The 19812-nt window shown below is 39.5% G+C and carries 17 protein-coding genes; 14 read left to right on the top strand and 3 right to left on the bottom strand.

All coding sequences use genetic code 11. The annotated features are described in order from the left end of the window. Positions 1 to 7: 7 nt before the first annotated feature. The 3 genes from AC1EU0_RS06575 to AC1EU0_RS06565 are packed head-to-tail and all read right to left on the bottom strand — an operon-like array spanning position 8 to position 2926. Positions 8 to 307, bottom strand: coding sequence for a PAAR domain-containing protein (locus AC1EU0_RS06575; RefSeq protein ID WP_121837495.1), 300 nt, complete (start codon positions 305 to 307; stop codon positions 8 to 10). Positions 308 to 317: 10 nt separating this feature from the next. After that, positions 318 to 887, bottom strand: a complete 570-nt coding sequence (locus AC1EU0_RS06570) for a DUF6931 family protein (RefSeq protein ID WP_480301363.1) — start codon at positions 885 to 887, stop codon at positions 318 to 320. Then, positions 887 to 2926: a type VI secretion system Vgr family protein gene (locus tag AC1EU0_RS06565; RefSeq protein WP_480301362.1), complete on the bottom strand. Its 2040-nt coding sequence runs from the start codon at positions 2924 to 2926 to the stop codon at positions 887 to 889. The genes AC1EU0_RS06570 and AC1EU0_RS06565 overlap by 1 nt, the downstream gene beginning before the upstream one ends. Before the next feature lie 398 nt (positions 2927 to 3324). Between AC1EU0_RS06565 and AC1EU0_RS06560 the strand changes: the two genes are divergently transcribed. The 14 genes from AC1EU0_RS06560 to icmH all read left to right on the top strand — a co-directional run bounded on the left by AC1EU0_RS06560 (position 3325) and on the right by icmH (position 19812). After that, complete coding sequence (locus AC1EU0_RS06560; RefSeq protein WP_480301360.1) at positions 3325 to 4584, top strand: hypothetical protein; 1260 nt, start codon at positions 3325 to 3327, stop codon at positions 4582 to 4584. Positions 4585 to 4605: 21 nt separating this feature from the next. Next, on the top strand, positions 4606 to 6006 hold the full coding sequence (locus AC1EU0_RS06555; protein WP_480301358.1) for a type VI secretion system protein TssA: 1401 nt from the start codon (positions 4606 to 4608) through the stop codon (positions 6004 to 6006). 35 nt (positions 6007 to 6041) lie between these two features. Continuing rightward, positions 6042 to 6557, top strand: a complete 516-nt coding sequence (locus tag AC1EU0_RS06550; protein WP_480301356.1) for an Hcp family type VI secretion system effector — start codon at positions 6042 to 6044, stop codon at positions 6555 to 6557. 80 nt (positions 6558 to 6637) lie between these two features. Then, on the top strand, positions 6638 to 7150 hold the full coding sequence (gene tssB / locus AC1EU0_RS06545) for a type VI secretion system contractile sheath small subunit (RefSeq protein ID WP_480301354.1): 513 nt from the start codon (positions 6638 to 6640) through the stop codon (positions 7148 to 7150). Continuing rightward, positions 7150 to 8628, top strand: coding sequence for a type VI secretion system contractile sheath large subunit (gene tssC / locus AC1EU0_RS06540; RefSeq protein WP_480301353.1), 1479 nt, complete (start codon positions 7150 to 7152; stop codon positions 8626 to 8628). The genes tssB and tssC overlap by 1 nt, the downstream gene beginning before the upstream one ends. An 8-nt stretch (positions 8629 to 8636) precedes the next feature. Beyond that, the gene (locus tag AC1EU0_RS06535; RefSeq protein WP_480301351.1) at positions 8637 to 10004 is read left to right on the top strand and encodes a type VI secretion system contractile sheath domain-containing protein; all 1368 of its coding nucleotides are present in this window, start codon (positions 8637 to 8639) and stop codon (positions 10002 to 10004) included. 2 nt (positions 10005 to 10006) lie between these two features. Next, positions 10007 to 10423, top strand: a complete 417-nt coding sequence (gene tssE / locus AC1EU0_RS06530) for a type VI secretion system baseplate subunit TssE (RefSeq protein ID WP_480301349.1) — start codon at positions 10007 to 10009, stop codon at positions 10421 to 10423. Next, a complete protein-coding gene (gene tssF, locus AC1EU0_RS06525; RefSeq protein WP_480301347.1) occupies positions 10416 to 12197 on the top strand; it encodes a type VI secretion system baseplate subunit TssF in 1782 nt (593 codons plus the stop codon). Before tssE ends, tssF begins: the two co-directional genes overlap by 8 nt. Further along, positions 12179 to 13174, top strand: a complete 996-nt coding sequence (locus tag AC1EU0_RS06520; protein WP_480301345.1) for a type VI secretion system baseplate subunit TssG — start codon at positions 12179 to 12181, stop codon at positions 13172 to 13174. Before tssF ends, AC1EU0_RS06520 begins: the two co-directional genes overlap by 19 nt. Before the next feature lie 12 nt (positions 13175 to 13186). Beyond that, a complete protein-coding gene (gene tssH / locus AC1EU0_RS06515) occupies positions 13187 to 15799 on the top strand; it encodes a type VI secretion system ATPase TssH (protein WP_480301343.1) in 2613 nt (870 codons plus the stop codon). Between the two features lie 33 nt (positions 15800 to 15832). Then, positions 15833 to 16810 (top strand): type VI secretion system-associated FHA domain protein, encoded by a 978-nt coding sequence (locus AC1EU0_RS06510; RefSeq protein WP_480301342.1) that lies wholly within the window; start codon positions 15833 to 15835, stop codon positions 16808 to 16810. Position 16811: 1 nt separating this feature from the next. Next, positions 16812 to 17306: a type VI secretion system lipoprotein TssJ gene (gene tssJ / locus AC1EU0_RS06505; RefSeq protein WP_480301340.1), complete on the top strand. Its 495-nt coding sequence runs from the start codon at positions 16812 to 16814 to the stop codon at positions 17304 to 17306. Positions 17307 to 17380: 74 nt separating this feature from the next. Continuing rightward, entirely contained in the window at positions 17381 to 18697 is a 1317-nt protein-coding gene (gene tssK, locus AC1EU0_RS06500) for a type VI secretion system baseplate subunit TssK (protein WP_480301339.1), read from the top strand. Between the two features lie 5 nt (positions 18698 to 18702). Next, positions 18703 to 19812: a type IVB secretion system protein IcmH/DotU gene (gene icmH / locus AC1EU0_RS06495; protein ID WP_480301337.1), complete on the top strand. Its 1110-nt coding sequence runs from the start codon at positions 18703 to 18705 to the stop codon at positions 19810 to 19812.

The following is a 19812-nucleotide window of genomic DNA, read 5'->3' as shown; positions in this document are numbered from 1 at the left end:
TAATTTGCTAGCCACCAATCAATACTGTTGGCCAACCTAAAATGATGGTTCCTCCGTGTGCTGTGATATCCAGCATTCGGGCTGCTGGCTGATTACTTAGCAATACTGTCATACTTCCTTTCACAATACTGTCTGGTGGCCCCACGCAAACGCAGGGTTGCCCCATGGTTGCAGCTGGTAGATTCCCGATAAGTACCATATTTGGTAAGGGGAGAATTGGACCGCCAACGTGAGGAATTGGCACTATTGCAGGCGTTTGCATTGGACACACATGCATATCTGTTGCTCTTGCTGCGGGAAAACTCATAATCTATTACCTATTTTTCTATTTTACCATTGCCTCCCATGGCGATGTTTAAACCGATATCAATAAATTCGTTGTATCTTTGTTCTGCATTTTCACCATAGGGTAATACGGCTGTGAGTGTAATGCAGCCTGACACTGCTTGTGCGTATAAATAAGCTGGAGGTAACACTTCCGGTGAATCAGGATCAATCATACTGCCACCGCTCCAGAATGCTGACTGAGCAGCCCAACCAGCTCCTGACTCTAATCCTGCTTGTTTCGCCATGTCTTCTGCATATCTTCTGTTTGCTTCATTTGGTGCGTGAACCCAAGCTCTTGATGCTTGGATGGCATTTAGTTCAGGTTCATTCCAATCAGTACGCTTTGATGCGCAGCATACTGCCCACCATACGGCTTCTCTTATTGGTAAACCATGTGCAAGAAAGCTAATTACATGGCTAAAGTTCTCATTGGTGCGAGAGTTTTGAATCAATTCATAAGGGGTAGGGTATGGCTCTGCAAAAATTATGTAATCTGCATTTGGTTGGTAAACGCTGAATAGCTGTTGTGGTGTCTCGTAAGGGATTTTTAATAATTTCATTAGTTGATTTTGGCAATTGCCCCTTGAAGTTGAACCATGGCTCCAGCCTTTAGTTGCGTCATAGCTGTTCCTTCTACACTTACAAGCGCTCCTTTTAGATCCGCTTTACCTTGTCCCTCTACTGTAACCATTGCCGCTTTCAATTCAGCTTTTGCTTTACCTTCAATTTCAACTTGTGGGCCTGAGATTTTTATTCCGCTTGGACTTAGTTCAATTGAGCAGCCTCCCACTGATAGCGCTATTTTAGTTTTGCCACTAAGCTCAATGCTTTGGCCATCCACGGTTACTGAAGAGTTCGCTTTCGCTTCTAGGCTAGAACTTGCTTGTAATGAAACGTCTTTATCAGCGGTAGCGCTAAATGTACCTTTGGTAGTAGCTGTGAAATCTTTGTCAGTTGAAGCTGTCCAAGCTTCTTTGCAAGTCATTTCGATTGCTTTCTCTACCGTTGTTGTTTGATTACCTTTTATGGTTGAAATGCAATCATTTTCAATGCTTGTATTTGAATCATTGGCAATAGTGGTAATGACGTCATTCTTTACATCAAGAAGTAAATCTTTTTCACCGTGGAGGTATATTTGCTCGTTATCTTCTTTATCATCAAATACGAGTTCATTAGCCCTGTCACTGCTGCCATTTGGAGATGTGCGAGTTTTTATGCCTGATTGAGTGAGAACATCGTAAGGGATTTGGTTGTTAGTATTATAAATAGAGCCGACTACAACTGGCCGATCCGGATTTCCGTCAATATATTGCACCAGTACTTCGTCACCAATTCGTGGCATAAATACCGCACCAAAACCATTGCTTGCGAAGATTTGTGAAACTGGAAGCCAGCATGAAGTATTTTCGTCACTCTGACCATTGGTATCCCAATGAAATTGAACTTTAACTTGTCCTTTTTTATCTGAATAAATTTCATCACCACTTGGCCCTGTAACGGTTGCTGTGTGTAGTCCTTGTACTAGTGGTTTAGGTTCCAGTTTAGGTCTAAAAGGTACTGCGGCAGGAATGCATTGAAAGCTGTTCTGGTACTGTAACTGAGACCCCGATTCTGCATGGTCAATAATATGATTGATTTGGGTGATCAGGTATTCTTGGTTAACATCCGAAACAGGGTGATTCGATAATTTAAACGTTGTACCCGCGAACATAGCAATAATGTTTGAAACTGAATTAATTTGTGTTCTTTCAGTATCTAATGCCTCCATTTGCAATTTTGCAAAGTCACGTATAACACTCTTATCATCTGAACCTTGCCCGTAATGGTAAGCATTTAAACCATTGAAGTTGTTATCAAGGTTACTTTTACGTTCATCACTTGAAAAGACTTCGGCAAGCTCTTGAGTGTGATCTGATAAAGATAAGCTGGCAGTGCCTATTGATGTTTTAAACTGCCATTGTGTTATTACTCGATCAGGATCGTTTGATGGATCCTTATAGCTCACAGAGTTATTGCTGATTGAATTAAAGTTACTATTGGAATCAGAAATTACTACTGTTGGCTTTGAGGCAGAGTGATCTAAGTAATAATACCACCCCTCAATAGACATCAATCGTTTGAAAAAATCCAGATCTGTTTCACCCATTTGGGTGCAATATTCATGCTCTCTTCCTGAACCAACTAACGACAATTTCGTAAAAGCTTTAATTTCTGAATCTTCAAGAATTTGTTCTAAAATTCGCTTGCTCGCCATACTTTGAAACAGCTGCTGGTTACTTCTAAATTGGAGTAAAGTAATAGGATCAACAGCGTTAACTCGATAAAAATAAATGTTTTTTTCTAGGCTGTACTCTTCTATCGCAATCGAAGAAATTAACCCTGAGAATTGACGAATTTCACCTTTGTATTTCACTTCAACACTTAATTCCTTACCAAGAACTTGAGCAGAAATTTCAGTGTTACTGATAACAGTTAAATCTATCTGAGTTCCTTCTGATATAGCCTCACTGCAACGAAGCTGTGTAGCAATGTAAGGTCCTTTACCATTTAACTTAGCGGTCATCGGACGAACTGATACTTCAAATTCTGTGACTGCCATAAGGTACGAAATCCTCTAAAGCCGAACATATCAAAGAGGCTCTACTCTAGCGAAATTATTTGGTATTGGCATGACGAAAGATGAATATGTAATCTCTTTTTCGTATTGAACTCGATTTTAATTAGCAGTACAAAGTACATTCCTTTAATGGTCACTGTCAGAGTGATATAGGTGTTGCTATGAAAAACAGATTTATAAATCATAGTTTGTATCTACCTAAGTCCCTAATTATGAATTCAGCGCAATTAATCATTGGTGCTGAATTTATCATTATCAGAACTTCATTTGAGTATAAGCCTAAACATTTAAAGATAAGTTTTTGCCCCTTAAACACTTTCGTTTCTTAGCTCGTTTTGCCCTTAATCATTTTTACGCAATGTTGTAGTGGAGTATGAGACATGCAATTCAAAGTATTTAAACGAAAAATGAAAGACAAAATGTTCGGTAACACTGCAGATACATCAGCAGCATTCCAATTAAAAGATATGGAAGATGCACGTTTTGGTGCCATGTATTTCTTAGCAAATACCGAAGTAAAGAAAAACTTTGGTCTTTCTAAGGATTGGTTTGGCGGGAATGTTATCAGTACAGAGCCTTTAGATGATATCAAAACAGTTTCAACATATTTGCTAAATAAGACCAAAGTGGGAAGAAAAGTTACGGGTGCAATTACTGTGGTCGGTGATGCTCTTTCTGCGCTTGTAGACAAAATTAAAGGCATGATCCAAGCATTCTTTGAACGTCTTATTGGTAAGGTTCGATCTGTCTACGGCGTAATGTTATACGGAGCTGAATGGATCACTGAAATGGGTGTCTGGTTAGCACAAACTTTTAGTAAGAGTTTAGCCGATGTTATTCCTGGATTAGGCTATGCTAGCTCTGTATTAGATATTTATTCAGGCGTGAAACAAGCCATTTTAAAGTCGATTGATTTTGGAACTCAGCTTTACGCTGGGCGTGGTGTAGAGCTACTTGGAGGGCATCCATCAATAATAGCAAATGCATTGGCTAGACATTCAGCAGTGGGTATAGCTGGAGGTGTAAAGTCCATTGCTTATGGTGCAACCAGTATAGGCCTTGAGGCCGCTGCGGATTCAGTTGGTGGTGCAGGCATGATTGTCAGTATCGTTACAGGCTTATTAGATCGAATCACGGAATTAGTCGATCGCCTAGTTCAGATTTCAGTACTCAATTATGTCATCAGAAAAGCGAGAAAAGAATGGGATAATCGCGGTTCAACCACTTCAATGCTTCATAATCATAAAGAATTTTCTGAATGGTTCCAAAATACCACAATTACAACTCCTGTAGTTGCAGCTCTGGTTATGGGCTCAGGATTTGTTGCCCATAGTAACAAGTTTTTGCAGTTACTTGATGAAAATGCCGAGATAAAAACTCAAAAGCAATTTGATAAAGGCATTGCCTATATTGAAAAACTTAAATCACTTTCGGGTAAATATGTTCAAGAATATATTGATGGATATGGTGTTAACTTTACGAGCGCTGATGGTGTTGTAAAAGCAAGATTAGCCGAGTTGACAGATGGTAAAGCTCTTCTCGACGGTTATGAATTCACAGTGCAACCCATTTCCCCTAGTGTTAGCGCTATTGGTGCAATGGCAACCGGAGCACTGAATCAAACTAATGCTCAATCGTAAGCAATACGAGGATTAATTAAATTGTTTACAGAGCAACTTAAGCAAGAGTTAACGCAGCCTATTAGTCCCGAAAAGTATTGCGGTGAATACATAAAGCTTGATAGGGCGACGTTCCGACCTTTAAGAAATTCTTTTAATTTAGCTCAAACTTCTTTGAGGAAGCTAAGCCAAAACCCTGATGGTGCAGAGCTAGAAACATTACAAGATGAAAACATTAATAATTGGAATGAACTATCTCAAGAGCTAATAACGATATTCAAGCAATCCAGTAGAGATATTGAATTAATAGGCTGGTTTCTTTCGGCACAACTTATTCTAGATAATTCATTAGTAAGCTTTGCAAATACTCTTGAGTGGTTCGCAGAACTGGTCAATGAGCAATGGGATAATTTAAATCCAGTATTGCCTGAAAGTAAGTTAAAAAGTGAAGATGACACTGGCAGGTTAAAAGAGCAATCGGAAGCAAAGTCTAAAGCTTTCTTTCAGTTATTGGGAGATAGTGAAGAAGGAAGTTTGCTTTATGGCCCATTCTTGATGCTTCCTTTATTGAATGAAATCAGTTTTTTTCATTACCAAAGTCAAGAAAGAAAAGGTGAAGTTAGTATCTTAAAACAAGAGGCCTCTGCGTACGTAAATAGTGAAAAAAAGCTAATAATAGCAAAGCTGGAAAGCCTTGAGCGTGCAAAAGTAGCCATTGAAAGTTTATCGAAATCTAGCTTTGAACACTGTCAAAAATCGAATGTTACAGCACCAAATTTTAATTTTGTTAAATCTATTATCAAAAAAATTGAATCGGCAATTATCTATTTAACAAATATAAAGGTTAATAAACCGATTGATTCATCCCTTGCATCAGAAAGTAATGATAACTCAGTATCGCATGCAGTTGGGGAAGATGCATATATGACTCAAAGTCATAATGATTCACTCCCTAGTAATAATGAACAAGCAATAGTTATGCTCAGTAAATCTTCTCAATCATTAGCTCAAGTAGCTGTAAATAATAGTTTAAATAGAAACATTGCTTTACATCAATTAAGAGAACTTTCTGATTATTTTAGACAGAGTGAGCCACATAGCCCAGTTTCATTCTTATTAGAAAAAGCCATTCGATGGGGGTGCATGCCATTACCAGAAGTGATTAAAGAAATGATGACTGAGCCAGAGGGGGGATTCGTAGACAAAATATTTGATAGCACAGGCTTAGATCGCCTTGAGCAGGTGGTGCTGCCTGAAATTGACGAGGCTCGTCCAGCAACAGCAAATCAAGTCAGTTCTGCTAACCGAAGCGGTGTTTCAGAACAGCAAATGCAGCAAGCACAACAAGAAATTCAACCATCAGAACCTACTGGGGCTGATGCGAGATCCAGTCAACCACCAAAATCAGACGGAGCAACAAAGAATACGGCACTCAGTTGGTAGTTGAGCAGTAATCATTCATAAGTAAGGAATTTACTATGGCAAGTATCTATATGCGTATTGATGGCGTCGATGTTCAAGGCGGCGCAACGGTAGAAGGTTTAGAAGGCACTGGTTGGTTTGCTTTGAGATCTTATAGTTGGGGAGGTGTTAGAAATGTCGCCATGGATATAGGTAATGGCAATAATGCTGACTCCGGTATGGTTGCAATGACAGAAGTGAATATATCTAAACAGGTAGATGGTGCATCTGAAGATTTACTTTCTTATCTATTTAATCCTGGTAAAGAAGGTAAAACAGTCGAAATTGCGTTTACCAAGCCAGAGGCGGATGGTTCTGGAGCAAAACTGTATTTCCAAGTCAAACTTAGCCAAGCTCGTTTAGTTTCATATAACGTGAGTGGTAGTGATGGTTCGCAGCCTAATGAGAATATCGCTTTATCATATGTAGAAATTTCTCAAAAACATAACTACGAAATGGAAGGTGGTGAAGTTAAAGAAGGCGGCATTGTTACATACAACTTACCACAGGGCAAAATGCTTTCAGGTGCTTAATCAGATCAACTTCTGGAACCTTGTAATGGTGTTGCAAGGTTCTGTTCATTATTTGTGTCAATTTATTCTAGGTAACTGTTATGGCATTAAATGCACAACATAAACGAGTGAGTAAAAATCGCGTAAGCATAACCTATGATGTCGAAACAAACGGTGCTGTGGAAACCAAAGAGTTACCGTTTGTTGTTGGTGTTATTGGAGACTTTTCAGGTCATAAACCTGACTCTGATAAGGTTGATTTGGAAGAGCGCGAATTTGTCGGGGTTGATAAAGATAATTTTGATACCGTTATGGGGCAGATTAATCCAACTCTAAGCTATAAGGTCGATAACAAATTAGCAGAAGATGACAGTCAATTTGAGGTCAGCCTTGAATTTCGCTCAATGAAAGATTTCCAGCCCGAAAAAGTCGTTGAGCAGATCGACCCACTAAAAAAACTGGTTGAAACTCGTAACCAATTGAAAGTCTTGCTCAGTAAAGCTGATCGTTCAAGAGATCTCGAACGTCTACTAAAAGAAGTACTACAGAGCACCGATGCAATCCAAGGATTAGCAGAAGAGCTCGGAGTGGGTAAAGACGGAGGAGAAGAATAATGTCCGAAGAACAACAAGCCACCGAATCGGCTGCGGGCGAAGTCGAACAACAAAGTTTACTTGAACGCGCTATATCAGCCACGACTCAAACGCCAGTTGATACTACAAAGGAGTTACTGAGCATTCTCACCAGCCAAGCGTTAGACGGAACCGTTACTTGGGATAAAAATCTTACACTGACGATTCAAAAAGCTATTTCAGCAATTGATAGTAAAATTTCTCAGCAGCTGTCTGGTGTCATGCGTAATTCGGATTTTCAGAAACTAGAGGGCACTTGGTTAGGTTTACAAAAGTTGGTTAAAAATAGCGAGCTTGGACCCGATTTAAAAATCAAGCTTGCGGATTACACCAAAGATGAGTTGCTCGAACAATTCGAAGATGCTCCAGCCATAGATCGCAGCCGTTTTTTTACCATGGTTTACCAAGAAGAGTTTGGAACGGCAGGTGGCCAACCTTACGGCGCATTGATCGGTGATTTTGAGTTTGGGTACGGTGATGAAGATGTTGCTTTATTGCGCTATATGGCCGAAGTAGCTGCAGCCTCACATTCTCCATTTGTTACGGCTACCAATGCCAGCATGTTTGATTACGATAACTTTACTAAATTCTCTGAAGGTAAACCTGTTGCAGCTGGTTTTGACTCTCCTGCGTATGCTAGTTGGAATGCATTTAGAGCCAGTGATGACTCAAGGTATGTTGCTTTAACCTTGCCAAAAACGTTAGCGCGGCTGCCTTATGGTTCTGCGACTATTCCAGTTAAATCTTTTGAGTATGAAGAATTACAAACTCGCCCTGACGGTTCGCAAATTGTAGAGTCTGATGCTGATTTTGTTTGGAGCAATGCCGCGTATGACTACGGTTTACTTCTCACTCAAGCATTTACTCAATTTGGCTGGTGTACAGCCATTCGCGGTACCGAAAATGGTGGTAAAGTAGAGAATCTACCAAATTTCACTTATTACTCTGATTCTGGAGATTTACTACAGCAATGTCCTTCAGAAGTAAATTTAACCGATGAAAGAGAAAAAGAACTTAGTGATCTAGGTTTTTTACCTTTAGTTCACTACAAGAACACGAGTTACGCTGTTTTCATGGGCGCTCAAACTGCTCATAAACCAAAAACTTATACAGATCCAGATGCAACTGCAAACGCTGCGATTTCTGCGCGCTTACCTTATACCATGGCCAGTAGTCGGATTGCTCAATATCTAAAAGTAATGGGGCGAGACCGAATTGGCTCCCACCTTGAACCAAATGATGTAGAAAAAGAACTTAATACTTGGATTCACCAATACGTTAATCCAAATGCAATTGGTAATGAAGCCAAAGCAAGACATCCGCTGGTAGAAGCAAAAGTGACTGTTGAAGAACAAGCGGGTAGGCCGGGAGCATACTCTGCTGTTGCCTATTTAAGACCATGGTTACAGATGGAAGAACTAACCACATCATTACGTATGGTCGCAAATATTCCAAGCTAGGTATAAGAATGTCGCAATCATCTAAAAATATGACTCACAAAATACCCCAAACGGCTAAGTTATGGGCTGAACTTGATGGGCTTTCAAGTTTAAATGATAGCGACCATTTAAAAGTGGTAGTGACGAAACTGATCGCGCAATTAGATAAAGTGATCAGCGCTCAACTATCCGAAGTTATACAGCATCCCCATTTTAAGGCGCTTGAAGCGGGCTGGCTTGGGCTAAAGAGTCTTTTATTACTGAATGTGTCCCAACGACGAGTCAAGGTTAGGCTACTTGACTTAAGTTGGGAACAAGTTTCAGCCGACATGAACTTAAGCTTTGATATAAGGCACACGGCTTTGTATCGAAAGATATATTCGCAAGAACTTGATACTGCTGGCGGAACGCCTTACGGAATTTTGTTGATTGACCACCTCGTTAAGCCGGATTATGTAACAATATCTGATTATGATGATCTGTATACACTGCAGTTGCTATCAGAGCTTGGGGAACAAGCGCTATGTCCTATTCTTTTGGGGCTAGATGAGTTCTTTTTTGGTGACGATCCTAAGCGTCAAATGCAAGATTCTGCCCGAATCGGCCGTATTCTAGAAAGCCCAGACTATCAATCTTGGCATTTACTTAGAAATAACAATTCATCACGTTTTTTGCATTTAGTTATGCCAGAGTTCTTCCTTAGAGCACCCTATCAAAACCATAATTCTGGATTCATATTTTCTGAAGTCAACAGCGCTAAAAATTCATTGTGGGGTAATTGCTCCTTTATGTTAGTAGCAAATGTCATCAAAGAATTTGATAGAATTAGTTGGTTTGGCTTTTTGCGATCCTATAATTCGGACGGTGCTAGTGGTGCTTTAGCTACAACTGTTAATGATGAACCCGTGGTTACCAAAATTGATCTTCATAGTGAAGAAGATGGTTTTTGGGCAGAACATGGCTTTGTTTCATTAAGCAGTCTTTATCTGACTGATCAAAAGGGTTTTTTCAGCAACCAGTCGGTATGGAATGCAAAATCTGATGCTGAGCGAATTTTGGGTATGCTGCAAACAAACCTAATGGCATGTCGTTTTGGTCATTATATTAAAACCCAAACTCGCGATCAGGTAGGGGGATATGACAGTGTCCACGACTGCCAAAAACGTATTGAACGCTGGTTACAAAAATACATTAGTGGCCTTGATTACGGTGAAGATTCGGTGATGGCCCGTTATCCATTGAAGTCTTGTGAAGTCAAAATAGAAGCTGACCCGCTAGATAAAACCCGCTATTTTTGCCAAATTCGCCTACAACCTCAGTATCAATATGAGTTGATGGATGTAGAAGTCCTGTTGAGTACCACCTTATCTAACCAAGACGTTGGGGAAGCAGCATGAGTATGATGGCTAAATTGACGCAGAAGTGGGGCAACAACATTGACTCTATGAGAGACACAATTATAGAGAATGTCTGTTCTTTAATATCTTGTCGTGCCCCTCTCTGGGAAGAAAAATTAAAAACCGAACATTTAAAAGGCACCATTGTGCATTATGGGATTCGTCATGCGACTCGGTCACAGAGTAAAGCTAACATTGAGGTGATTTTAGCTGATATAACTGAAGTGATTCAGTTATATGAGCCCAGACTTCAACATGTACTTATTGAACCGAGCGAAGATGAGAAACTTACTAACAACCTAAAGTTTCGCATTTCAGCTGTTTTAGATACTGAGCTTGGTTCTGAAACAATGGTTTTTGATTCGGTATTGGATTTCAGTTTCAACCAGCTTGATGTGAGGAATTCAAACCTTGTCTGAGACAATGTTAACTTACTTTGAACAAGAGCTTCAGTTCATTCGGCGTGATGGTGCTATGTTTGCCATTCAGCATCCTGGTGCTGCAAACGCATTAGGAATAAGCAAGGAGGGAGTGGATGATCCGCAAATATCACGCCTTATAGAAAGTATCGCTTTATTAAATGGTCGGCTACAGCAGCGGTTGGATGGTAGTTTTCCCGAACTTACCGAAAGTCTTATTCAGTTACTATTCCCACATTACCTCAGACCGATTCCTTCATATTCAATTTTAAACTTTGCGATCGATGATTCAGCCAATTCGAGCCATTTAATACCAGCACTCACTGAGTTTGATGTAAAAAGTGGTAATCAGACTTCGTGCATTTTTAGAACGACAGAAGACATTACACTTTATCCAATTAAACTCAGTAAGGTTCGAGTGGGTTTTGCGCCTTTTGATGTTCCGAAACCTAAAGGTGCTGAGCAAGCTAAGGCACTAATTGAAATTGATATTGAGACCATTGATGAAACGATTCTGTTTTCAGATTTAGATATTAAAGAATTAAATTTATATTTGAAAGGTGAAGCCAATGCCGCGTTGAGATTGTATGACATTTTATTTCAAAAGACACTTGAGATATGTATTGCGACTGGAGATAAAAATTACGTTTTAGGTCGCAATCGTATGAACTCAGTTGGCTTTGAGCTAGAAGAAAGTCTACTTCCCTATAACGTATCTTCATTCGCTGGTTTTCGGCTTCTTGCTGAATTTTTTACCTTTCCAGAGAGATTTAATGCGTTTAGCTTTGATCTGCATGAATGTCTAAAGCAGGTAGATTCTAATCGTATCTGTTTACGACTTTTCCTTAGTGAGTTAAGTGTTGATATGGCCAGAGGTCTCTCAAGCAATAATTTTTGTTTGTTCTGCGTACCAATTGTTAACTTGCATACTATGACCGCTGATCCGGTTTCAATAGACTTTTTGAAGCGGCAATATCCGTTGATATTAGATTCTGGTCAAATCGAGGGGATAGAGGTTTTTTCTGTCGATCAAGTCTTTGATGTAACAGATGGAGATTTAGTCAAAGTTCCTGCTATCTATAGTGAGAAATACCTAGAAAACCAATGTGGATTAAGATGGCAACTAGTGCAAGAATCACATGAAGATGGTCATATTCAAAGCCATTTAAAAGTTGCTGACCTTAAACATCTTGGAGCAAGCGGTGATAACAGAACGTGGCTGGTTAAAGTCACGGTAACCAACGGCTTGAAAGCGGGTACATTACCTTTATCTAGCGAACTTCGCTGCAGAGATTCACTAACTATTCCGGGGACAATGAGGTTATTACGAAAGCCATCTATTGCACTAAAACGTAGAGATGCGGATGAGGAAATTTGGTCTCTATTGTGTCATTTACACTTTAATTATCAGAGCATTTTAGGTAACGATGACCCCAAGCGAACGCTTAAAGATGTTTTCCATTTGTATAACCATAATCAAAGCACACAAAACACAGCTTATATCGAGTCGATAAACAACATTGAACTTGAACAGATTGTTTCTCCGATTAGAGTCTCAGGAAAAGGATGCTTCGCTTATGGAACTAAGATCATTGTTACCTTAGATGCAAATCAAATTAATGGTGGATTAGTATTATTTAGTTCGCTACTAGATACATTTTTTTCATACTTCGCGAGCTTTAATAGTTTTAATCAACTTGAAATAAAACTAGAAAGTCAGGATGAAGTATTTATTTCGTTTCCGAGGAGATCAGGATGCAAAGGTCTTCTTTAACCGACAAATTATCATCTGTGGATGGCGCAGAATTAGCGAGCGCTTGGCAATTAATTAAACACGAAGCGGCGAGTGATGGTGCGAGGCCTAGAATTAGAATCCGATGCGAATCATTACCTGCTTATTATCATTCTCAGGTCACCAGTGTCAGTCATAACACTCGACAATTTTGGATAATTAAAACCAGTATATCGGCATTATCGGGAAGTCATGGGGTTATGCCTCGCCCAATGTATCGAGCCGCATTAGAAGCGCGATTTGAGTATAGCGATGAAGCAGCAATCGATTTTTTTAATGGCTTTAATAACCGTTACTTAAATTTATTTTGTCAGGTCGAAAACAAGCATCAAATAGTGCGATTAAAAGAAGAAGAAACATTTACATGGCCAACACATGGGACAAACATCAGTGAACTCTTGGCTAAGTTATCTGGTGTTGTAGGGGAATCAAACGTTATTCCACAAAAACACTTTATTCAATATACGGCTTTATTAGGTTTTAAGTTGACCTGCCCAATAGCACTTAGGATGATGCTAGAAGATTATTTTGAGTCAAAATTTGAAATTGACTATTTTGATATGGAGCATCAAGCGCTCACACCATGTTCATTAACGAGAATTGGTCGTAACGGTCAAAACCAAAAACTAGGTAAAACGACACTTATTGGTAAAGTCGCAACAATGGTGGGTCAGAGCCTTAAGATAAAAATATGTCCACGAAATTATCTCCATTATCTAGAAGTTTATAGTGATAAGAAGTTAACGCTTGCAATTGACCATATGGTGAAAACCTATATGGGGATCAATATTAAGTACAAGCTATATATGAAGGTGAATAGCCGATATTTACCTAGAACACGTTTACTATCATCAGCAAGTAACGCGACTAAACTAGGACGTTCAGCTTGGATGGGAAGTCAAAATACATCAAAACAATTTGTTGAAATGCCGCTTGCTATTGATCCGCTTTTACTATGAGTCGGAATAGTTATGATTAATGTCGAATTACAAAGTTTAGTCAAACGCTTAACAACGGAACTTAAAACAACATTGGAAGATGCTGCCGGAGAATGTTTAGCTAGAACTCACTTTAGTATTGAGCTTGAACATTGGTTTTATGTGCTCTTTAGAGCGAAAAAAATGGGATGGTTGGCGGCATGTGAGGCCAGTGGCACTCCTAAAGATATTCTTATCACCAAAGTTAACGAAGAGCTAGCAAGCTTTAGTAAAGGTAATGACTCTTCACCATCGCTATCGTCATATTTAATTGAGCTATTAAAAGATGCGTGGATGCTAGCCACGCTAAATCACTCCCAAATGAAAGTGGATGAATACCATTTATTACTGGTTCTAAAGCAAAGAATCGAGCAGGGAGCATACAATGGCTCATTGAGCATGTGGATTAATAACCTTTCTTCAGAATGGTTGAAAGCTCAATCTTTAAAGACTTCTAAGGTGTCCACCAGCGCCGAAATAGAACACCATGCAGCAACAAAGCAAAGCATTGACAGTAATACACCAGCACTTGATAAATATTCTAAAAACATTACACAAGCGGCAAAAGATGGAAACTTAGATCCAGTTACTGGAAGAACCGTCGAAATTCGAAAGGCCATTGATATTTTATGTCGACGTCGACAAAACAGCCCAATATTGGTTGGCGATCCCGGCGTCGGTAAAACCGCCATTGTAGAAGGACTTGCACAGCAAATTGTCTCTGGGAATGTGCCTTCGTCCTTAGCTAATGTTGAGCTAAGAGCATTAGATCTTTCCTCGATTCAAGCTGGCGCGAGCATAAAAGGGGAATTTGAAAATCGCTTAAAGGACATTATCACTGAGATAAAGCAGTCACCGGTTCCTATTATTATGTTTATTGATGAAGCACATACATTAATTGGTGCTGGTGGCGCAGCTGGTCAAAATGATGCAGCGAATATTCTAAAACCAGCATTAGCTCGTGGTGAATTCCGATCTATTGCCGCGACTACATGGGCTGAATATAAGCAGTATTTTGAATCTGATGCCGCGTTAACACGTCGTTTTCAATTAATTGGTGTAAAAGAACCGGAAGAAGATTCAGCTGTACAGATGCTCGCTGGAATAAAACAAAGCTTAGAAAATCATCATAAAGTCAAAGTTCTGCAAGAAGCGGTCAAAGCTTCAGTTTCAATGTCTATTCGATATTTACCCGAGCGAAAGCTACCCGACAAAGCCATAAGTCTTCTAGATACAGCTTGCTCTCGTATTGCGCTTAGTCAATCAGCTACTCCATTTCAGCTGGAAGCCTTAGCAGAGCAGATTGATTATTTAGAAAAAGAAATAAAAACAGCTACTCATGAAACAAATTTGTGGTCCATTGAAGCTGAACATATTGATAAGGTAAAAGAAAAGCTGTCGCAATTGCAACAAGAGCATGAGCAGATATCACAACAATGGCAGCAAGAAAAAGTCTTAGCCAGTGAAATATTACAACTGCAAACTCAGCTCTGTGATGCGTTACAACATTCTGAAAAGTCAGATTTACAAGCGCAAAAGACCGAGTTAAAGGAAAAAATGGATAAATTGAGTGCGTTACAAGGTGAGCGTCCGTTAGTTCTTCCTCAAGTTAATAAGCAAACCGTCGCTGAAGTGATTTCGTTATGGACAGGTATCCCTGTTGGCAACATGATGAAGCAAGAGGTTGAACGATTAATGAGCCTAGAGTCGCATATTGGTGAACGGGTGATCGGACAGAGCACTCCAGTTGCCGAAATTTCCCAGACGATTCGAATGGCACGAGCAGGGTTAAAAGATAACAGAAAACCTATTGGTGTATTTTTGATGTGTGGCCCAAGTGGCGTAGGAAAGACTGAGACTGCACTGGCTTTGACTGATGAACTCTACGGTGGCGAACAAAACATTATTACGATCAATATGACAGAGTTTAAGGAAGAGCATAAAGTATCAATGTTGTTAGGTTCTCCAGCTGGATATGTTGGCTATGGTAAAGGTGGGGTGCTAACTGAAGCGGTAAGAAAAAATCCCTATTCGGTATTATTACTGGATGAAATGGAAAAAGCCCATCCTGGCGTGCATGACATTTTCTATCAAATCTTCGATAAAGGTAGTATTTCAGACAGTGAAGGGCGCAATATAGATTTTAAAAATACCATTATCATTATGACTTCAAATGCTGCGGACAGTGCAGTGGTTGCCGCTTGTGAGTATGAAAGGCCAGATATTTCATCTTTAACCCAATCAATCTTCCCTGAATTACAAAAATACTTTAAGCCAGCATTTTTAGGTCGGACAATTATAGTGCCGTACTATCCATTAAACGATGCAGAGCTGGCTGATATAACCCGATTGTCATTTAAGCGCATTGAAAAAAATATCACGCAACGCTATGGAGCTAGCTTTAGTTACGACGATGATGTTATTGCGGAAATTGTAAATCAAAATCAATCCCCAGAGACGGGAGCTAGAGCTATTGAGCAAATCATTAACCGAAGTTTGATGCCGAATCTAGCAAATCAATGTATTGAACGAATGATGGAAGGGTTAGTGATAAATAAAATTGATATTAAGCTAGACTCAGGTCAGTTTGATATTGTGATTAACTGATCCTCCGCTCTACTTAATTGAGAAGCAGACATTATGCCGTTGTCGATTCGAATCATTAGCTCACCAGATAATGAGTGTATCTCTGAGTGGAATAAGAGCTTTCCTGAGAATGGTGGGGAAATTGGCCGCTCTCCCGACTCAACAATGACGCTCAATGATGTATCAAGAATAATTTCTAGTCAGCATGCCATCATTCGTAAAACCGCTAAAGGTTATCAAGTGATGGATAACAGCACCAACGGTCTGTTTATCAATGGTGCAGAGCAGCCATTGGGTAGAGGAAATCAAACCAGTTTAAATGATGGTGATATTCTTGGAGTTGGTAACTACAGGTTACTGGTGTCTTGTTTTCTCCCTGAGCAGGCAACGGTAAAAGATTTTGCCAATATGCCGCTTGATGACGAGCTAGATGATGATCCATTCCATCAACAGCAAGATATTGAACAACCAACACAAGATTTATCTAGTCAACAGTTTCAGCCTCATCAGCAAGTTAGCAAAGAACCTAGTACACAAAGAATTGAGCCTGAGATACAAGAATCACAAACTGATTTGATTGAAGATGACCCTTTTGATGATGGGCTTAGCATCAAAGTTAATGATGTTGAAGCAGAAGCAGAAATAGGATTTGTTGACGTTGAAGATGATCCATTTTTCGAAGAGCCATTAACGACAACTGAATTACCATCACCAATAAAAGGTAATGTAGAAAAACAAGAAAAAAGCTATTCCCTTACAAGCTTGATTAGTACCGAAGAGAACTTCAAACAAAAAACCGAAAATGCGATGGAAGAGGCGATATCTAAGCTGCTACTTGAATTGTCACCGTCACACTTACAAAGCATGTTTGACGAACTAGCGGTCCCATCCTTTTTTAGTCGCAAGCCCAAGTATTGGGAAATGTATAAACGTTATTTCAGTCGACAATTGGAAAATAGAACGTGGCAAATTAAATTTCATGCTTATTTTCTAGAAGCGCTCAAGAGACCAAGAAACAATGATGAGAAATGAGATGAAAAGAGCACTAATCATATTCTCTTGTGTTTTATGTTGCAGTGGTTGCAGCACAATAGCTGAGATCTGGCCATTTGGAGATGATATAAAGCCGTCTCCTCAATTGGTGGTGAATGTAACTGCACATAAAAATATCAATCCGAATTTAGCCGGTAAATCATCTCCAGTTGAACTGAGGTTATATCAACTCAATGATAGTGAAGCTTTTACCCAAACGGATTTCATCAGTATGTATTCTGACCCTCAAGGGACACTTAAAGCAGGGTTATTATCCGCTCGAAGGTTACCCAGTATATTTCCTGGGCAAACGAAAAAATTCACTTTTCCACTAAATAAAGAAACCCAATTCATTGGTGTAATTGCTGCTTTTGCGGATTATCGGGAGGCGAAAAACAAAGGTATTTATAAGGTTTTGCTTTCACATGGTGCCATTGTCAATATCAATTTAGATGGCTTAAACCTATCAATTTCTGGCGAAATTGAAGACGAATAGTTACCAAATTACGGGTGACTGTGTATATGTACAGTATATGGACTTACTTTAATTGCAACTCAATAAGGTAAGTGATGGAAACAAAAAAAATAGTTTGGTCTGAGGGGATGTTTTTAAGCCCTCAACACTTTCAACAACAAGAAAGATATTTGGAAAACTACACCAGAGAGTATGCAACTTTGGTAACTCCAAATTGTTTTGGCTTGTATCAATTATCCATGAAAGTGTCTCTTCTTAATATTGGCAAGATACATGTCGAGCATGCTAAAGGTATTTTTCCAGATGGCACTCCTTTTTCATTAATGAATGGGATCACACTGGAAGTGCCAGAAAATTCAGCGAACAAAAAAGTTTATTTGGCTTTACCTATTGCCCGCAGCGGGGTTGTAGAGATAGGTGAAGGTGAAAGAATGAGGAATAGGTTAGCAGAGCACAAAGTATTTGATACTAGTCAAGAATCATCAGAGGCATTAAATATTGAGGTCGGGGTTCCGAACGTAACTTTAAAATTAGAAGGTGAAGACTTAAAAGATTACACGCTTCTGGCAATAGCACAAATTTTAGAATTTAAATCAGAAGGTGAAGTGGTTCTTAATGAAGCCTTTGTGCCTTTTTGTCTACATTTCGGTGTTTCATCTTACCTTAGAGAAAGCATTTCTGACTTGTTTGCTCAAATGCAATACCGAGCAAAAACAATTGCTGAAAGATTGAAAGCTGAGGGCGACAGTCGCAGTTTTCAATCTCTTACAAGAGACTATTTATGGCTACAAGCTCTGGGGGCGTGGATTCCAAAAGTGCGCCATTGGAATGAAAATGGCTATCTTCTAACGCACTTACTGTATTTAGAGTGCGTTTCTATGGCTGGTCAGTTTCAAGGGCTAGAAGGTAAGTTACCAAAAGAGTTTCGCTCTTGGAATCATAATGATTTATACGGCATTTTTTCACGTGTCTTTTCAGAGATACTGGTATTACTTCGCGAGGTTCAAATAGACAATGTCACTACTTTGTCATGGAACAAAAGTTTGTTTGCTACAAGAAGGCTACTCAGAACAATTGTTAAAGATCGAAGCCTTTTTCATGATGGTCAATTCATTTTGGTTGTCAAATCCAGTATCGGTGCTTCTCGTCTATGTGATGAGTTCCCCAAAGCCGCCAAGCTAGCAGGTAATAGTGTTATTGCAGAACTTGTGAGGAATGCGTTATCAGGCGTACCTTTACGTAACTTGCCTTATGCGCCGACTGAGCTCAAATCAAAACATGACGCGGCCTATTTCGAAATCAACACTCAATCGGAACTTTGGCAGGCCATCATTAAAAAAGATGAACCTATTGCTTTGCATATTGATGAATGTATCGAAAATGCAGAAGTCGAATTCCATGTGATCAGGTAATTGTGATGGCAACTATTTTTTCGGATGAACCGACAGTCGTTATTCGTAGAGAGCATACTAATTTTGAAGCTCAAAGTGCAGATGACGATCCAACACCTGATTTAACTGGCACAGAAAAGCTGATTGAACGACTCGTCGCATACAAGAGCCCGCTATTCAATGCCGCAACACAATTGATTGGTATATTGGTAACAATTCCGAGGCAGGGGCAACCCAAAGATATTGATCGTTTTAGGCAACGCTTGCTGGATGCTATTGCTCATTTTAAAAACTTAGGTGTCATGCTTGATTATCACCCCAGTGTTATTCAAAAAAGTTGCTTTGTTCTTTGTGCTGCTTTTGACGAAGCTATTTTATACACCCAGTGGGGTGAACGTTCGCGCTGGGTTAATCACTCTTTGCTAAGCAAGAACTTTAATGAAAGAAATGGCGGGGAAGTTTTCTTTCAGCTTCTTGAAAAGGCATGTTTGCAACCACAAAAATTAGTGGATTTTATTGAACTCCAGTATGTGTTGATGATGCTAGGTTTTCAGGGAAAGTATCGCCATAACGATGAAACAAAATTACATGAAATCAAGTCTCGTACTTTTTCTTTGATACGGAATTTTCGTGAAGAAAGCGTATTACCACCTCCTCAAACACCCAAATTACCTGAAGCATTGAAACCTTGGCGGATGATTAGCTTTAGAAAGGTATTATTGGCTGGTTCGCTCATTTTACTTGTGATTTATATGAGTACTGAATATTGGTATTTCAAAGGCAGTAAGTTTGTACTCGACCAGTTTGTGGCAATGAATGAGAGCATTCCTGTTTCTGATGGGAAAGCGAAATCTGGTACCGAAACTGAAAGTCAGATGTCGCATGAGCAATCAATGCAAAATCAAATGAACGCTGTTAGGTGGGAAGTATTTCTTGGCGTATATACCAACCCTAGTGATGCAACTCAATTAGGTAGTGTTCTTGAAGAGTCCGGTTACCATACTTCGGTAATCGAAACTGAGTATGGCGTTGAGTTGGTTCTGTCACAGACAGGGGATTTGGAAACCATCAGGCAGCTCGCGAATGAACTAAACATACGTTTTGGCTTAAATGCCACCATAAGAAAGGTGCAATAA

This window comes from Parashewanella sp. 2210YD4-3 (genome assembly GCF_056591735.1).
This window is presented reverse-complemented; position numbering and strand designations above follow the sequence as displayed.

What these genes read in the sequence shown, in the direction of transcription:
- tssK (WP_480301339.1), top strand. Translation starts at nt 17,381, where the DNA reads ATGGAAACAAAAAAAATAGTTTGGTCTGAGGGGATGTTTTTAAGCCCT.
- AC1EU0_RS06560 (WP_480301360.1), top strand. Translation starts at nt 3,325, where the DNA reads ATGCAATTCAAAGTATTTAAACGAAAAATGAAAGACAAAATGTTCGGT.
- icmH (WP_480301337.1), top strand. Translation starts at nt 18,703, where the DNA reads ATGGCAACTATTTTTTCGGATGAACCGACAGTCGTTATTCGTAGAGAG.
- AC1EU0_RS06510 (WP_480301342.1), top strand. Translation starts at nt 15,833, where the DNA reads ATGCCGTTGTCGATTCGAATCATTAGCTCACCAGATAATGAGTGTATC.
- AC1EU0_RS06535 (WP_480301351.1), top strand. Translation starts at nt 8,637, where the DNA reads ATGTCGCAATCATCTAAAAATATGACTCACAAAATACCCCAAACGGCT.
- tssC (WP_480301353.1), top strand. Translation starts at nt 7,150, where the DNA reads ATGTCCGAAGAACAACAAGCCACCGAATCGGCTGCGGGCGAAGTCGAA.
- AC1EU0_RS06575 (WP_121837495.1), bottom strand. Translation starts at nt 307, where the DNA reads ATGAGTTTTCCCGCAGCAAGAGCAACAGATATGCATGTGTGTCCAATG.
- AC1EU0_RS06570 (WP_480301363.1), bottom strand. Translation starts at nt 887, where the DNA reads ATGAAATTATTAAAAATCCCTTACGAGACACCACAACAGCTATTCAGC.
- tssE (WP_480301349.1), top strand. Translation starts at nt 10,007, where the DNA reads ATGATGGCTAAATTGACGCAGAAGTGGGGCAACAACATTGACTCTATG.
- AC1EU0_RS06550 (WP_480301356.1), top strand. Translation starts at nt 6,042, where the DNA reads ATGGCAAGTATCTATATGCGTATTGATGGCGTCGATGTTCAAGGCGGC.
- tssH (WP_480301343.1), top strand. Translation starts at nt 13,187, where the DNA reads ATGATTAATGTCGAATTACAAAGTTTAGTCAAACGCTTAACAACGGAA.
- AC1EU0_RS06565 (WP_480301362.1), bottom strand. Translation starts at nt 2,926, where the DNA reads ATGGCAGTCACAGAATTTGAAGTATCAGTTCGTCCGATGACCGCTAAG.
- tssJ (WP_480301340.1), top strand. Translation starts at nt 16,812, where the DNA reads ATGAAAAGAGCACTAATCATATTCTCTTGTGTTTTATGTTGCAGTGGT.
- tssB (WP_480301354.1), top strand. Translation starts at nt 6,638, where the DNA reads ATGGCATTAAATGCACAACATAAACGAGTGAGTAAAAATCGCGTAAGC.
- AC1EU0_RS06520 (WP_480301345.1), top strand. Translation starts at nt 12,179, where the DNA reads ATGCAAAGGTCTTCTTTAACCGACAAATTATCATCTGTGGATGGCGCA.